The 15,116-nt window shown below is 65.3% G+C and carries 12 protein-coding genes; 10 read left to right on the forward strand and 2 right to left on the reverse strand.

What is annotated here, in order from left to right:
• The first annotated feature begins 222 nt into the window (after window positions 1-222).
• Complete coding sequence (locus tag AC1Q6E_RS18535; protein WP_492573245.1) at window positions 223-2,298, forward strand: AAA family ATPase; 2,076 nt, start codon at window positions 223-225, stop codon at window positions 2,296-2,298.
• A 353-nt stretch (window positions 2,299-2,651) separates the two neighbouring features.
• Here the strand turns inward: AC1Q6E_RS18535 and AC1Q6E_RS18540 are convergent, their stop codons facing one another.
• Entirely contained in the window at window positions 2,652-3,587 is a 936-nt protein-coding gene (locus tag AC1Q6E_RS18540) for a LysR family transcriptional regulator (protein ID WP_492573246.1), read from the reverse strand.
• Between the two features lie 123 nt (window positions 3,588-3,710).
• Here AC1Q6E_RS18540 and AC1Q6E_RS18545 point away from each other — a divergent pair, with 123 nt between their 5' ends.
• From AC1Q6E_RS18545 to AC1Q6E_RS18585, 9 genes are all read left to right on the forward strand, one after another.
• Entirely contained in the window at window positions 3,711-5,075 is a 1,365-nt protein-coding gene (locus AC1Q6E_RS18545) for an MmgE/PrpD family protein (RefSeq protein ID WP_492573247.1), read from the forward strand.
• Between the two features lie 52 nt (window positions 5,076-5,127).
• The gene (gene argH / locus AC1Q6E_RS18550) at window positions 5,128-6,648 is read left to right on the forward strand and encodes an argininosuccinate lyase (RefSeq protein ID WP_492573248.1); all 1,521 of its coding nucleotides are present in this window, start codon (window positions 5,128-5,130) and stop codon (window positions 6,646-6,648) included.
• 58 nt (window positions 6,649-6,706) lie between these two features.
• A complete protein-coding gene (locus AC1Q6E_RS18555) occupies window positions 6,707-7,687 on the forward strand; it encodes a tripartite tricarboxylate transporter substrate-binding protein (protein WP_492573249.1) in 981 nt (326 codons plus the stop codon).
• Between the two features lie 106 nt (window positions 7,688-7,793).
• Window positions 7,794-9,014 carry an alpha-hydroxy acid oxidase gene (locus tag AC1Q6E_RS18560; protein WP_492573250.1) on the forward strand — a complete coding sequence of 407 codons (1,221 nt, stop codon included), beginning with the start codon at window positions 7,794-7,796 and terminating at the stop codon, window positions 9,012-9,014.
• Window positions 9,015-9,055: 41 nt separating this feature from the next.
• Window positions 9,056-10,039, forward strand: coding sequence for a Bug family tripartite tricarboxylate transporter substrate binding protein (locus AC1Q6E_RS18565; protein WP_492573251.1), 984 nt, complete (start codon window positions 9,056-9,058; stop codon window positions 10,037-10,039).
• A 16-nt stretch (window positions 10,040-10,055) separates the two neighbouring features.
• Window positions 10,056-11,249 carry a CaiB/BaiF CoA transferase family protein gene (locus tag AC1Q6E_RS18570; RefSeq protein WP_492573252.1) on the forward strand — a complete coding sequence of 398 codons (1,194 nt, stop codon included), beginning with the start codon at window positions 10,056-10,058 and terminating at the stop codon, window positions 11,247-11,249.
• Window positions 11,239-12,024 carry an enoyl-CoA hydratase gene (locus AC1Q6E_RS18575; protein WP_296555383.1) on the forward strand — a complete coding sequence of 262 codons (786 nt, stop codon included), beginning with the start codon at window positions 11,239-11,241 and terminating at the stop codon, window positions 12,022-12,024. Before AC1Q6E_RS18570 ends, AC1Q6E_RS18575 begins: the two co-directional genes overlap by 11 nt.
• Entirely contained in the window at window positions 12,014-13,417 is a 1,404-nt protein-coding gene (locus AC1Q6E_RS18580; RefSeq protein ID WP_492573253.1) for a CoA transferase, read from the forward strand. The genes AC1Q6E_RS18575 and AC1Q6E_RS18580 overlap by 11 nt, the downstream gene beginning before the upstream one ends.
• Window positions 13,414-14,343, forward strand: a complete 930-nt coding sequence (locus tag AC1Q6E_RS18585) for a LysR family transcriptional regulator (RefSeq protein ID WP_492573254.1) — start codon at window positions 13,414-13,416, stop codon at window positions 14,341-14,343. The genes AC1Q6E_RS18580 and AC1Q6E_RS18585 overlap by 4 nt, the downstream gene beginning before the upstream one ends.
• Window positions 14,344-14,346: 3 nt before the next feature.
• Here the strand turns inward: AC1Q6E_RS18585 and AC1Q6E_RS18590 are convergent, their stop codons facing one another.
• Entirely contained in the window at window positions 14,347-14,850 is a 504-nt protein-coding gene (locus AC1Q6E_RS18590) for an MgtC/SapB family protein (RefSeq protein WP_492573255.1), read from the reverse strand.
• Window positions 14,851-15,116: the final 266 nt, after the last annotated feature.

A 15,116-nucleotide genomic window follows, 5' to 3' on the forward strand; every position in this document is an offset into this window, starting at 1 on the left:
CGTAACGGTCTTTCGGCAATCTGTGGAGCGGGCACGGAGGGCTCGTTCATGCGGGCTACATGCGTGTGCCGTCCCCCGTCTTAGCGGTGAAGTCGTCCCGATTCTGAATGGCGATGGGCAGAGTTCAGCGCCTGTGGCAAGATGCTCCTACCTGCGGCCCCACCTGCCACTCTACCGCGGACTGGTTAGGTTAGTCCTCACAATACCACTCATGCCCTCCAAATGAGCCACATCCACGACGACGTACGCGATTTTCACCTCAAATCACACCCCGCCGAAGAAAAGCTGTTGTCTCCGTTCTTAAGCGGATTTGACGTCACCTGGGGCCGCAAGCGTGTAGGTCACAATACAGAACTATCCGTCTTCTTCCTGCGACCAGAACGTTTCATGTCAGAGATGTTTGGATTCTCGCAGGAACTCATGCTCGTCTATAGCCCGTACCAGCAACTTGAGCCCCGAACGCTCCAGGCGGCCGAGCAATTCTTGGAGGATGATCCGGCTCGAGGAAGAGTCGAAAAACTAACGCTAATTCTTGTCTCTGAGACGTCACATCCCGAGGAATGGATTCGAAACTACCTCGCGTCGAATCACGAGTCTCGTATCATCGTAGCCATTAATGCGGGCGAGTTACGTGCATCAGCCGGAAATGCATGGTACGTCCGTAACAAGATCGCTGAGCAGCTTTTTGCCCGAGATCTATTCGATTTCCGTCTTCCGCTCGAGCACGATACCTACTTCTTCGGTCGCGATGATTTACTTCTCGACTACCGTGACGCGGCCCGCAGAGGTGAGAACAGAGGACTGTTTGGCTTGCGAAAGACCGGCAAGACCTCCTTTCTATTCAAACTATCGCGTTTCCTTTCTGTAGACGGATCAAAATCACTCTACTACGATTGCAAATCGCCGTCAGTCCGCCAGCTTCATTGGCACGAACTTCTGGAAAAGGTGGGCCACGATCTCGGCAAGGCACTCGGGCAACCTTTCAAAACACCAGCCGACCCTAGAAGATACGCCGAAGTCTTTACCAATCTGCTCGCGACCGCGCGTCCCGACCAACGAACCCTCCTTGTCTTTGATGAGATTGAGTACATCTCACCGTTCGCCACCGAGGACAAGCATTGGCACTCTGAGTACATAAGTTTCTGGCAGACTATTTGGGCAGCACAGAGCGTCCATCGTCGAATTTCTGTATTGCTCGCCGGAGTAAATCCCAGTGTGGTTGAAATTGATCGAATCGGAGATACACAGAATCCGCTCTTCGGCATCGTTCCGTACAACTTCCTAACAGGCCTCTCTGCGGATGAGGTTCGTCGCATGCTCCGCGTCTTGGGGAAGCGAATGGGCTTGGTGTTTGACGAGGATGCAGCGCGATACATGTACCTTCGATATGGAGGCCACCCCCTTCTTAGCCGTCTTGCTGCCAGCTATGTTCATCGCCACACGGTTGCCGCCAAACTTATCAGGCCATTTAATGTCACTGCGACTAACCTTGCAAGCACCGAAGATCAGCGCGATGGAGACCTGAGCTTCTACTGCCGTCACGTCGTCTCCGAACTTAGGGACTTTTATCCAGACGAGTACACGCTCCTTGAATGGCTTTCTGCTGGCCGCGCTGCTGATTACCTTGAGTTCGCGAGCTACCCCGACTACATACGGCATCTACGTGCCTATGGGCTCGTTGCTGCCGAAACTGGCGAGGCACCGCGTGTGACGCTCTCTGTCGTTGCCCGGTACGTTGCCCTTGAGGAAGCTCGACGTGATGGCCGAAAGACGATCCTTCGCCTTGTTCCCTCTAAAGAACGGGGCGATTGGCTTGAACGCCGAAAAGCAGCGATCCTCGAAGATCTTTCTGAGCTTGAGCGAGTTTCCGAGGCGGCCTCTCTGCCGTCGCTGTTCGGACCGAACTCTATCCCTGAGAGCCACCGCTTTGCCGCCCTTACTGTCGTAACTAGTGAAGCCGATTTTGAGGCATTCATCAACTGTTGCCATCGCTGCTTTGTCGAGTCGGTCGAGGCATTTGGAAAGCATCAGCGAAGATCCGATTACTTCTGGTCCGATGTACGAGCCTCGTACCCTTCACTTCATGAAGCTTTTCATCGCGTGCGGGTCTATAGGCATCAACGCATGCATATCAAGCTAAATCCGGGCGTCGAGGAGGCGCTACAGCGCTTCTTAAAGCAAGACCTTGAGGCGCGCGAGCCGGCAGGAGTCGAAGATTTATGGTTCTTGCTACAGCAAGCAACCCTGGACGCATTGTTCAACGCTCTGCAGATCGAACTTTCTCGCCTCGGCCGCTGAACAGTGAGGCTTTGTATCCAGCGGTGCACGCCCCTGCACAAAAAGCAATCGACGGAAGGTTGCACTCCAAGAGGAAAACGCGGCGGTGCCGGTGAGCGACCCCTGCTGGGAACTAAGTCGAAGGACCGCAAGTGACCGATAGCAGCCCCCTAGGACAGCACCGATCGCGTTCGAGAAATTGAACGCGCTATGGCTAACACTGCGGCCAATGTCCGAACCTCACCAGCGACGTTCATCAAACTTTTTCGCAATGCTAGAACCAGAGCGAAACCAGTCCCAACGAGAAACAACACGATGACGGTGACAACTTTGAAACTGGCGAAAACAGAAAACGCGCCGAGGACCTGACGCCGCTATTGGGCAGCCTGGTCGTGTCGAGCCGGAATGTCCATTGACGCCCGGATCGGATGGAATTGCTCCCGCAATCCCTGGACGAATCGCAGGGCAAGCCGTGAACGCGGACGATCCTTCGGAAAAATCAGGCAAAGGCTCAATTCGATGTGCGGTCGGAAAGGACGAAACTCGACGTCGGGCAACGGGTACTGATGCACCGTCGCCAGATCGACCAGCCCGATGCCCACGCCTTTTGCCACCATCAGGCATGCGGCCTGCGACGAATTGACCTCCACGGCCACATCGGGCATGGACAGCCCGTGCGCCCCATACGCGGCCTGGATCGCCTTGCCGATCCGGGTCGTGGGGCCGGTGGCGACGACTATCCCCTTGGCGAGGTCCTCCGCGGTCACCTCCTTTTTCCTTGCCAGGCGCGACCGCCGCGGCACGGCGCACACCACGCTGGACTTTCCCACCTGCTCGACGCCGACGCTGGGGTCCATGACCGGCGTGTAGACCAGGCCGATATCCACTTCGCGCCGTGCGACGCGCTCTTCGATGGCGTTGGCCGTGGCCATGGCATGGATCGTGACGCGCGCCCCGGGACTGTGCCGGTGCAGCCGCGACACCGCCTCGGGCAGATAGGCGTTGACGAAAGTCGGAGACGCGGCAACGGCCAGCCGGCCCGTGCGGCCGCCGCGTATCTCGTCCACCGCTCGATTCAAGGTATCGATGCGGCCGAAGATCGCCTGGACATCGGGAAACAGGTCGCAGGCTTCGGGCGTCGGTTGCAGACGCCCGCCCATGCGCTCGAAGAGCTTGAACTTCAGTTGCTGCTCCGCATGGCGCAGCACGTTGCTGATGGCGGGCTGGGTGACGTTGAGCAGATGGGCGGCCCCGGTCACGGATCCGGCCTGCATGATCGCGTGGAAGACCTCGAGATGGCGCAGATTCATGGAACTGCCTCGCGGCGATAGCATCACTATGAATGATAGGGTACCAAAGAATAATCATTGGAAAGAAATACCACGGCACTTCAAGATCGCGGCTATCGAAGCATCGATCGCAAGGAAGCGGTGGTGGAGACGACAATACGGAACGGCGCCGGCCTGACGCGGGAGTTGATGCGGCGGGCGCTGGCGGTGCGGTACGAAGACCTGCCCGGCGCCATGCGCCAGGTCGCCCGGGATTGCCTGGTGGACTGGCTGGGCTGCGCCCATGCGGGCCAGCGGGAACCGGCCTGCCGCATCGTCCGCGACGCCGTGCGCGAGGAAGGCGGAGCCGCCCAGGCAACCCTGGTCGGCAGCCCGTTCAAGGTCAGCGCCTCGCAGGCGGCCCTGGTCAACGGCACGGCCTCGCATGCCCTGGATTATGACGATGTGAACCTGGTGCTGCCGGGACACGTCAGCGTTGCCGTCCTCCCTGCCCTGCTGGCGCTCGCGGAATATCGCCAGGCATCCTCGTCCGAGTTCGTCGCGGCCTTCGTCGCCGGCTATGAAACCGCCTGCCGGATCGGCGCGCTGGTCGAACCGGCGCACTACGCGAACGGGTTCCATGCCACCGCGACCATCGGCAGCCTGGGCGCGGCGGCCGCGTGCGCGCATTTGCTGAAGCTGACGGAATCGGAGGCATGCCATGCCATCGGCGTGGCGGCGACCCAGGCGGCCGGCCTGAAAGCGATGTTCGGCGGCATGGCCAAGCCGCTCCATGCCGGCATGGCCGCGCAGACCGGCGTACGGTCCGCCCTATGGGCGCGGCAAGGCTTCACCAGCCGCCCGGACGCGCTGGAGTGCGCGCAGGGCTTCGCCCTGGCGCACGGCAAGGATTTTCATGTGCGACATGCCCTGTCGGAGCCGGCCGGCGGCTATCACCTGCTGGGCAACCTCTTCAAGTTCCACGCCGCCTGCTTCAGCACCCACGCGACCATCGAAGCGGTACAGGCACTCCGGCTCGATCATGAGCTGCCGCCGGCCCGGGTGGAATGCATCCGCGTCACGGCAGGCACGCCCTGCTCCATCTGCAACATCCCGTCTCCCGTCACCGGCCTGCAGGCCAAGTTCAGCCTGCGCGCCGCGGCCGCGTTCGCCCTGCTGGGCATGGACACGAGCCGGCTGGATACCTGGGACCGGGTAACCGAGGATGCCGTGCAGGCGACGCTCGAACGGGTGCGGGTGGAACTGGTTCCCGGCATGGGGCTGAGCGAATCGGTCGTGGCCCTGCGCATGGCCGATGGCCGCTCGTTCGAACGCGCGGCCAGCGTGGGGGCCCCCATGGTGGACAAGGCGGAGCAGTCGCGGCGGGTGGACCGGAAGTTCCTCGCCATCGTCTCGCCGCTGATCGGATACGACCGCAGCAGCCGCATTCTCGATCGGCTGACCGCGATGACCGACGACGCCTCCTCATCCGCGTCGCTGACAAGCCTGTTTCTCGACTGCCTCGCCTGACGGCACCCGGGATTTTCTTTTCCCCCGACATCGATCAAGGAGACCGATAGCAATGAACAAGGACAGCATCTATGGCAAAGTCGCCAAAGGCGAACCGTACCGCAAGGCCGGCGCCCGCCTGACGGAGGACGCCGAGGACGTCCAGAAACGCACGAAGCTGGGCGACCCCGAACAGCAGATGCGCGAATACGCGTTCTATCACCGCTTCGACAAGGCGCATCTGGTGATGCTGGCCGAACAAGGCTTTCACAAGCGCGAGGACGCCGCCAGGATGCTGCGGGCACTGCGCCGGATGGAAGACGCCGGCATCGAGAAGACCCGCGCGGAAACCGAGGCCGGCGAACATTCCGGCGAGGCCTGGCTGATCACGGAGCTGGGCGAGGACGTGGGCGGCCGCATCCATGCCGGCCGCAGCTCGGGCGATTTCATGGCGGTCACCAGCCGGATCTTCATCCGCGAATTCATCCTGAAGCTGATGGGCGCATCCATCGCGCTGCGCAAGCAACTGGTGCAGCTTGCCAGCGAAAACGTCGATACCGTGATGCCGGCCTCGACCTGGTCGCAGCACGCACAACCGACGACCTTCGCGCACTACGCGATGTCCTGGGAGCTGTCGCTGGAGAACGATTTCTCGCGCCTCAAACAGCTCTACGAACGCGTCAACATGAGCCCGGCGGGCGCCGCCATCATGACCGGATCGCGCTACCCCATCAAGCGCGAGCGGACCGCGGAGCTGCTGGGCTTCGACGGCGTCATCACCAACACGCGCTATGCCGTGCTGGGCTTCGACGGCTGGCTGGGCGTGCCCGCCGAGGCCTACACCGTGCCGGCCCTGCTCATGATGAACGTATCGGGCATCGCCTCCGAACTCTACCTGTGGTCCAACACCGAGTTCTCTTACGTGGAACTGGCCGACCGGTACTGCGGCACCAGCAGCATCATGCCGCAGAAGAAGAACCCCTATACCCTGATGTGGATACGCGGCGCCGCGGCGCGCACCTATGGCCGCCTGGCCTCGTACCTGTACGAAATGCACGATGCCTGCATGGGCTACACGCGGCAGCTCGCGCCGGCCCTGGACGACGTGCTGGAAGCCACCCAGATCATGACCGGCGTGCTCGCCACGCTGTCGCTGAACAAGGAACGGATGCTGGCCAACGCCACCAACCTGAACTGGATCTGCGCCACCGACATCGCGGACGCCATCGTCCTCGACAAAGGCCTGCCGTTCCGCACCGCGCACCAGATCGTCGCCATCCTGGTACGCCTGGGCATTGCCCGCGGCCTGACCCAGGCCGACGTGACGAGCGCGCTCGTCGATGAAGCGGCCGTCGAGTACATGGGCAAGCCGCTGGGGTTGAGCGAGGAATCGCTCCGCCAGGCCTTGACGCCCATCGAATGCATCAAGGCACGCACGCTGACCGGCGGCCCCGCCCCGGAACGGGTCGAGGAAGACATCGCCCGGGCCAGGAAACAATACACGGCTGACGAAAGCACGCTCGCCGGACTTGGCCAACGCCTGGCGGTGTCCGAAAGCGCACTCGAACAAGCCATCGACCGGATCATCGGCTAGCAAACGGTACGGGGAGCCCCCCGTACCGACGTTCCCGATGACTTAGGAGCATCGCAAAATGAAAACCATACGGATGGAGACAAGGCGCCCCACGCTGCGCGGGGCGTTCATGGGCCTGTGCCTGGCGGCCGCGGCCGCCTCGCCGGCGCAGGCCGAGCGCGTGATCCGGCTCATCGTGCCCTATGGCCCCGGCGCGACGCTGGACACCGTGGCCCGCAACTTCAACGCCGATCTCGGCAAGGCCCTGGGCGCCACGGTCATCGTGGAAAACCGCGCCGGCGCCGGCGGCACCATGGGCACCACCTTCGTGGCCCGCTCGACCGACCACAACACCCTGCTGTTCACCGCGGCCAGCCACAACCTCGCGCCGTCCCTATATCGCAGCCCCGGCTACGATCCGATCAAGGATTTCTCCGGCGTGGCCTACGTCGGCAACGCGGGATTCGTGATCGCGGTTCCCGGAACCCTGAATGTCGATTCACTGCAGGACTACATCAAGGCCATCAAGGCCAAGCCGGGCGAACTGAACTACTCCTCCGCCGGCAACGGCGGCGCCACCCACCTGGCGATGGCATCGTTCCTGGCCAACGTCGGCGGCAAGATGCAGCACATTCCCATGAAGGCGACCGGCGACGCGATCAACGAAGTGCTGGCCGGCCGGACCCAGGGCACCGCCGCGGCCGTGCCGGCCATCATCGGCTTCAAGAACGACGCGCGCATCAAGATGCTCGCCTACACCGGCGCCAAGCGTTCGCCCCTGCTGCCGGACCTGCCCACGGCGGCCGAGGCAGGCGCCCCCGGCTACAAGTACGACACTTGGTTCGGCATCCTGGCCCCCAAGAGCATGCCGCGGGAAGAAATCGACAAGATCCACGCCGCGATGGACAAAGTGCTGGCCGACGCCACGGTACAGGCGCGCCTGACCCGGCTGGGGATCGACGCCGAGCAGATGTCGGTCGAAGCGTTCGACAGTCTGCTGCGGAAAGACTTCGACGCCGCGGGCCCGCTGGTGAAGGCATCCGGGGCCAACATCGAATGATCGATGCGCCGTCTTCGCTTCGTCATCATTCATTTCGATTTCTTAGAAGTACTACCCACGAATAATTTCACTTTTTTCAATAGCGGCGGATGTGTAGTCTTGCCGCATGACGACGACGCACCACCCCACCCCGGCCACTCACGCCGCCTATGAAGCGCGCACGACCGGGCTTCCCGCCCGCATCCGCCACGTCCTGAACCTGGATGATTTCGAACAGGCCGCGGCCCGGTATCTGCCCCGGCCGCTGGGCGAATACGTGCTGGGCGCGGCCGAGGACAACCGGTCGCTAGCCGCCAACCGCGCGGCGTTCCAGCGCCACGAGTTCGTCACGCGGGTGCTGGCGGACGTCTCCCGCCGCTCGACGCAGACCACGCTGCTGGGCCAGTCCTATCGCGTGCCGTTCGGCATCGCGCCGGTGGGCATCAGCGCACTGCTGGCCTACCAGGGCGATCTGGCCATGGCCCTGGCGGCGCGGCAGGAAGGCGCGTGCATGATCATGAGCGGCTCGTCGCTGATGCGGCTGGAAGAGATCCACGAACGGGCCCCCGGCACGTGGTTCCAGGCCTACCTGCCCGGCGATCCGGTGCGCCGCGCCGCCCTGGTCGAACGCGTGGCGCGCGCCGGCTACGAGACGCTGGTGGTCACCGTGGACATTCCCGTGTGGGCCAATCGCGAGAACAACATCCGCGCGGGCTTTTCCCTGCCCCTGCGCCCCACCCCGCGGCTGGCCTGGGAAGGCATAACGCATCCCGGCTGGCTGGTCCGCACGCTGCTGCGGACACTGGCCACGCGCGGCATGCCGCATTTCGAGAACTCGTTCGCCGAACGCGGCGCGCCGGCGTTTTCCGCCAAGGCGGTGCGCGACACCACGGGCCGCGACCATCTGACCTGGGACGACATCGCCGCGATACGCCGGCAGTGGCGCGGCAATCTGGTCGTCAAGGGCATCCTGTCGGTGGCGGACGCGCGCCGCGCGCTGGCGATCGGCGCCGAAGGCATCATCGTGTCCAACCACGGCGGACGCCAGCTCGACGGCGCCGCCTCGCCCCTGCGCGTGCTGCCCGCCATCGCGGACGCGGTCGGACAGCGCCTGGCCGTGATGATGGACGGCGGCATCCGGCGCGGCGGCGACGTGCTGATCGCCCTGTCGCTGGGCGCCCTCTACGTGTTCGCCGGCCGCCCGTTCATCTGCGCCGCCGCCGTGGGCGGCCAGGCCGGCGTGGCCCACGCCATCCAGCTTCTACAAACCGAGGTCGATCGCAACATGGCGATGCTGGGTGCCAGCCGCCTGGACGAGCTCGGTCCGCACTGCCTGTTGCAGGTATGACAAGAATCCTGAAGAGGATCCGATATGACGAGGAGAAAACCGTGAACAAGACCCTGTTGACCACCCTGCTTGCCACCCTGGGCGCCGGCCTGGCCGCCCCCGCCGTGGCCGATTCGTTTCCCGCCGCGCCCATCACCATCGTCGTTCCGATGGCGGCGGGCGGCCCGACGGATACCGCGGCCCGCGCCATCCAGCAGGCCATGGGCACGGCGCTGGGGCAATCGGTGGTCATCGAGAACAAGGCCGGCGCGGCCGGGCTGATCGCCATGAACTTCGTGCGCCGCGCCAAGCCCGACGGCTACACGCTGGGCGTCGCCTCGGCCACCACGCATGCCATCGCGCCCAACATCTATACCGAAGCGCCCTACGACTCGGTCAAGGACTTCAGCTTCGTCGGCGCGCTGATCACGGCGCCCGGCGTGCTGGTGGTGGCGCCGTCGGTCGCGCCCAAGTGCGACATGCAGGCCTTCCTGAAGAACCTGAAGGCCAACCCCGACAAGTATTCGTATGGCTCGGCCGGCGCGGGCTCGCTGTCGCACCTGAACGGCGCGCGCTTCCTGCAGGCGACGGGCACCAACATGCTCCACGTGCCCTACCGCGGCCTGTCCAACGCGATGAACGACCTGTACGCGGGACAGGTGCACGCGGTGTTCGACAACGTCAGCTCGGCCATGACCCACATCAAGAGCGGCAAGGTCTGCGCCCTGGCCGTCCAGGCGCCGTCGCGGCTGGACAGCCTGCCCGACGTGCCGACCTATGTCGAGCTGGGCCTGCCGGAACTGAACAAGCCCACCTGGTACGGCATCGTCGGCCCCGCCGGCATGCCCAAGGAGCGCGTGCAGGCGCTGAACCGCGCCCTGAACAAGGCCCTGGCCTCGTCCGAAGTGGCCAGCCTGTACGAACGCCAGGGCGTCGCGGCGGCGGCCGGCTCGGCCGACGACTTCGCCGGCAAGGTCGCCAGCGAGCGCCAGATGTGGGCGGACACCACCGCCCGGATGAAATTCGAGAAATTCTCGGTGAAGTAAAGAAAGGAGAATCAGGATGTCTGAACAACAGGCCCGCTTGCCCTTGACCGGCATACGCGTGCTCGACCTGACCCGCGTGCGCGCCGGCCCGACCGCCGTGCGCGTCCTGGCGGACTGGGGCGCCGACGTGGTCAAGATCGAGGAGCCGGTCGACCCCGAGCACGAGAACGAGATGGGCGGCATGCGCCTGGGGCCGGACTACCAGAACCTGCACCGCAACAAGCGCAGCATCACGCTCAACCTGAAATCGGACCAAGGCCGCGCGCTGTTCCTGGATCTGGCCTCGCAGGCCGACGTCGTCGTCGAAAACTACCGCCCCGACGTCAAGGATAGACTGGGCATCGACTACGACACGCTCCGCGCCCGCAACCCGCGCCTGATCTACGCCAGCATCTCCGGCTTCGGCCAGGACGGCCCCTATGCGCGGCGCCCCGGCTACGACCAGATCATCCAGGGCATGACCGGCATGATGTCCATCACCGGCCTGCCCGGCCACGGTCCGGTGCGCGCCGGCATCGCCATCGCCGACACGACGGCGGGCGTCTTCGGCGCGGTGGGCATCCTGACCGCGCTGTACGAACGCGAGAAGACCGGACAGGGCCAATGGGTCCGGACCTCGCTGCTGGAATCGCTACTGGCCACCATGGACTTCCAGTGCGCCCGCTACCTGGTGGCCGGCGAGATTCCCGTGCAGGCCGGCAACGACCATCCCACCATCATTCCCACCGGCGTATTCGACACGCAGGACGGGCAGGTCAACATCTGCGTGTCGGGCACCGTGATGTGGAAACGCTTCTGCCACGCCATGGGCCGGGAACGCTGGCTGGACGATCCGCGCTTCGCCACCAACAAGAACCGCTCGGCCAACCGCCGGGAACTCAACGACGAAATCGCCGCCGTGTTCGCCACGCAGACCAACGAGCACTGGATCGAACACCTGAACGCCAGCGGCCTGGCCTGCGGCGCCGTCAACAACGTCAAGCAGGCCTTCGAGGACGCGCAGGTGCGGCACCTGGGCATCGCCTGGCCCGTGGCGCACGAGAAGCTGGGCGACATCCACCTGGTCGGCCAGCCCTTCAGCCTGGGCAACCACCAGGCCGGCGTGCGGCGCGTCGCCCCCATGCCCGGCCAGGACAACGAAACCATTCTTGCCGAGATCGGCATCCAGGGCGACACCCTGCGGCAACTCAGGAGCGAACATGTCATCTGAAGCCCGGCCCGGCCGCATCCACGCCGCCGTCGAGCAGCACCTGGGCCGGGTCGTGATCGACCACCCTGCCAAGCACAACGCGCTGACCTTCGACATGTGGCAGTCCCTGCCCGGACTGCTGGACGAACTGGAAAGCCGCGACGACGTGCGCGCCATCGTGTTCGAGGGCGCGGGCGACCGCGCCTTCGCCTCCGGCTCGGACATCTCGCAGTTCGGCGAACAGCGCGACACCGAGGAAAACGTGCGCCGCTACAACGCCACCGTCGAACGCGCCATCGGCCGCATCGGCGCCGTGCGCAAGCCCACGCTGGCCTTCATCAACGGCTATTGCTTCGGCGGCGGCGTCGCCATCGCCCTGCATTGCGACATGCGCTATGCCAACGAACAGGCGCAGTTCTGCATCCCCGCCGGCAAGGTGGGGGTCGGCTACCACGAGCTCTGGCTGCACCGGCTGGCGCAACTGGTGGGACCGGCCCACGCCAAGGAGATCATGTTCACCGCGCGCCGCTACACAGCCGACGAAGCCCGCCAGATGGGCCTGATCAACCGTATCCAGACGCGCGAGGAAACGCTGGACATCGCCCGCACCATCGCCGGTCTGGCGCCGCTGACGCACCGTGCGTCCAAGCTCGCCATCGAAACCTCCACCGCCCCGGACGGGCGGGACTGGCAGGTCTGCAAGGACGCGATCCTGGATTGCTTCCGCAGCGCCGACTATGTCGAAGGCCGCGAGGCCTTCACGGGCAAGCGGATACCGGTGTTCCGTGGCAAGTGAACACGCGGGCGCCCCGGAGCGGCGCGTCCGCGCCATTGCCGACGACCTGCTTGCCGGCGCGGGCCTGCCCAGCCTGACGGCGTTCACGCTGGCCGGCCCGCGTCCGTTGCTGGATACGCCGCTGCCGCTGACGGACATCGCTTCGGCCTTCCAGTTGGCGGTGGCCCACGCCACCGCGCTGGTCGCCGAAGGCACGCCCCGCGCGCACTACGAAGTGTCGCCCGCGCAGGCGCTGGCCGGGCTGGAGCCCACGCACTTCCAGCGCATCCACGACCACCGCTTTCCCCAGTCCTCGCACGGCAAGGAACTGAAGTCCGGCTTCTATCCCACCGCAGACGGCCGGTGGTTCCTGCCTTCCGGCTCCTATCCCCATCTGCGTGACGGCACCCTGGCCTTGCTGGACTGCGCCAATACGGCGCCCGCCTTGGCCGCGGCCATCCGGCGCTGGCCGGCGCAGGAACTGGAAGACACGGTAGCCGGACAAGGCCTGCCCGGCGCCTGGGCCCGCACGCCCGAAGCCTGGCTGGCCAGCGACGCGGGCGCCGCCATCGCCTCGGCGCCGCTGCTGACGGTACGGCCGCTGCGCGCCGGCGCGCCGACTGTAGGCGGACTGGCCGGATTGCGGGTCCTGGACCTGTCCCACGTCATTGCCGGGCCCGTAGTCGCCCGCCATTTCGCCTTCCTTGGCGGCGACGTGCTGCGGATCTCGTCACCCGCTCAACCCGACCCGCTGCCGCAGATCCTGGACACCGGCATAGGCAAGCGCAACGCCTTCGCCGACTTCAACGACCCGGACGACCTCGCCCGCGTGCGGACGCTGGCCACCGACGCCGACATCGTCGTCGACTCGTGGCGGCCCGGCGCGCTGGCCCGCTTCGGCCTGGACGCCGCCGGCCTGCTGCCACGCGCCGGCCGCGACTTCGTCCACGTCAGCGTAAGCGCCTACGGCCACGACGGCCCCTGGGGAACACGCAAGGCCTTCGACCAGGTGGTGCAGGCCGCCACCGGCATCGCCGCCCTGCATGCGCGCGAAGGCAAGCCCCGGCTCTCGCCCACCCGCCTATTGACCGACTACCTGACCGGACAACTGGCCATCCTGGGCACCCTGGCCGCGCTGCGCCAGCGCCAGCGCCAGCAGTCCGGCGGCAGCTGGGAGGTCCGGGTATCATTGGCGCGAGTGGCGACGTACCTGCTGGCCTGGGCCGACCCGGCGCACCAGGGCAACGACAGCTTCGACGCCCTGGCGCCATGGCTGGTCACCCGCCACGGCCCGTTCGGCACCACCCACCACGTAGCGCCCGCCGTCGCCGGCCTGGACGACGGGACGACCCCCGGTCCCCGTCCGCTGGGCAGTTCCCCCGCGGCCTGGGCCCACTCCCCCCTTCGGCCATGACACTGAAACAGCTCGAAGCGTTCTACCTGGCGGCCACCAGCCCCAACTTCATGATCGCCGCCGAACGCCTGCACATCTCCGTCTCGACCCTGTCCAAGCGCATCACCGACCTCGAACACAGCCTGCGCAGCATCCTGTTCGACCGCAGCTCCCTGCGCGCCCGCCTGACCAGCGAAGGCGACCAACTGCTGCCGCACGTCGAACAACTGCTCAAACAGGCCAACCTCGTCGCCGGCATGGGCCGACAGGCCGAGATCCTGCGCGGCCGCTGCCACTTCGGCGTGGGGGAATTGAGCGCCCTGACCTGGCTGCCCACCTTCATCGCCCGCCTCCACGCCGCCCACCCCGACCTGCAACTGGACCCCGTGGTCGAAGCCGGCAGCTCACTCGGCAACCTCGCCCGGCGCGTGGCCGAAGGCGACCTGGACTTCGCCGTCATCGCCAACCGCCCGTCCGACAACCGCATCAAGGCCGAATACCTCGGCAGCGCCGGCTTCGCCTGGGTCTGCTCCCCCGACCTGCACCGCCAGGGCGAAGGCCGGCTGCCCGCCCTATTGCCCGACTGCGCGCTGATCTCCCTGCCGCCCTCCAGCGGCACCGCCCTCATCATCGAACAATCCCTCCAGTCCATCGACGCCACCGTGGCGCGGCGCCTGCACTGCAACAGCTGGGCCGTCATCGCCCAACTGCTGATACAGGGACTGGGACTGGGCGTGCTGCCGGAATCGTGGGCCGATCAACTCGTCCAGGCCGGCCTGCTCGTGCGCCTGCGCGGCACCCCGCCGCTGGCCGCGCTGGACTACTTCCTGATCTCGCGCGAACGCGACCTGCGGCCCCTGGTCGGCGCCTGCCTGGACATCGCCTGCGAAGTCGTCAACTTCAAGCCGACCGACATCGGCTTTTTGCATACCGGCACGCGCGCCTGAATCCTATTGATGGTCTTCGTGCTTCGGCCGGCTGCGGTTATGTGTGAACTTGCGCAGCAGCGCCAGGATGACCAGCGCAAACAGCGTGCTGACGATGGCGGTCATCTCCCGCCCCATGCCCGCCGCGATGCCGATGGCGGCTGTCAGCCAGATGCTGGCCGCCGTGGTCAGGCCGTGGATCTCGCGGCCATTTGATTTGAGGATGGCGCCGGCGCCGAGGAAGCCTATGCCGGCGATCACGCCTTGCAGGACTCGGCTCATGTCTGCTACTTCCATGCCGCCTTGCAGGGGGACGAGAACGAATAGCGCGGCGCCCAGGGCGACCAGCATGTGGGTGCGCAGGCCGGCGGAGGTGCCGCGTAGTTCACGTTCCAGGCCTAGTAGGCCGCCTAGGGTCATGGCGACTAGAAGGCGGACGAAGACTCGGGTGAGTTCGGCTATGTCGGGGATGTCGGAGAATTCGCTGGAGGCGGCGGTCCAGATTTGGGTCCAGACGGGGAGGTCCATGTCTGCCCCTTTTCTATTCGGATAGTTGTCAGACTACGGTAGGCGGGTGGGCTACGTGGTCACAGAGCATGCACGCTCGTAACAAGGTGTAGAGTCAGCAAGTCGAACAGGCCAACGCTACGCTTGTTCTCAGATGCCTAGGTTCACAGTCATGGGTATCCCCTCCTCCAGGCCAAGTCATTTAGTCAACGTCAGCTTTCGGCCACCAGCAGTCGGTCGACTCGCAGCCGCGAACGACAGGTGCAGACTGATTTGAGTCATTCGTG

The organism is Pigmentiphaga sp. MLSB6-MA01 (assembly GCF_058793475.1).

Bases quoted from the DNA above. Each gene is read 5' to 3' on its own strand.
- AC1Q6E_RS18535 (WP_492573245.1), top strand. From the start codon at position 223: ATGAGCCACATCCACGACGACGTACGCGATTTTCACCTCAAATCACAC.
- AC1Q6E_RS18540 (WP_492573246.1), bottom strand. From the start codon at position 3,587: ATGAATCTGCGCCATCTCGAGGTCTTCCACGCGATCATGCAGGCCGGA.
- argH (WP_492573248.1), top strand. From the start codon at position 5,128: ATGAACAAGGACAGCATCTATGGCAAAGTCGCCAAAGGCGAACCGTAC.
- AC1Q6E_RS18555 (WP_492573249.1), top strand. From the start codon at position 6,707: ATGAAAACCATACGGATGGAGACAAGGCGCCCCACGCTGCGCGGGGCG.
- AC1Q6E_RS18560 (WP_492573250.1), top strand. From the start codon at position 7,794: ATGACGACGACGCACCACCCCACCCCGGCCACTCACGCCGCCTATGAA.
- AC1Q6E_RS18570 (WP_492573252.1), top strand. From the start codon at position 10,056: ATGTCTGAACAACAGGCCCGCTTGCCCTTGACCGGCATACGCGTGCTC.
- AC1Q6E_RS18575 (WP_296555383.1), top strand. From the start codon at position 11,239: ATGTCATCTGAAGCCCGGCCCGGCCGCATCCACGCCGCCGTCGAGCAG.
- AC1Q6E_RS18585 (WP_492573254.1), top strand. From the start codon at position 13,414: ATGACACTGAAACAGCTCGAAGCGTTCTACCTGGCGGCCACCAGCCCC.
- AC1Q6E_RS18590 (WP_492573255.1), bottom strand. From the start codon at position 14,850: ATGGACCTCCCCGTCTGGACCCAAATCTGGACCGCCGCCTCCAGCGAA.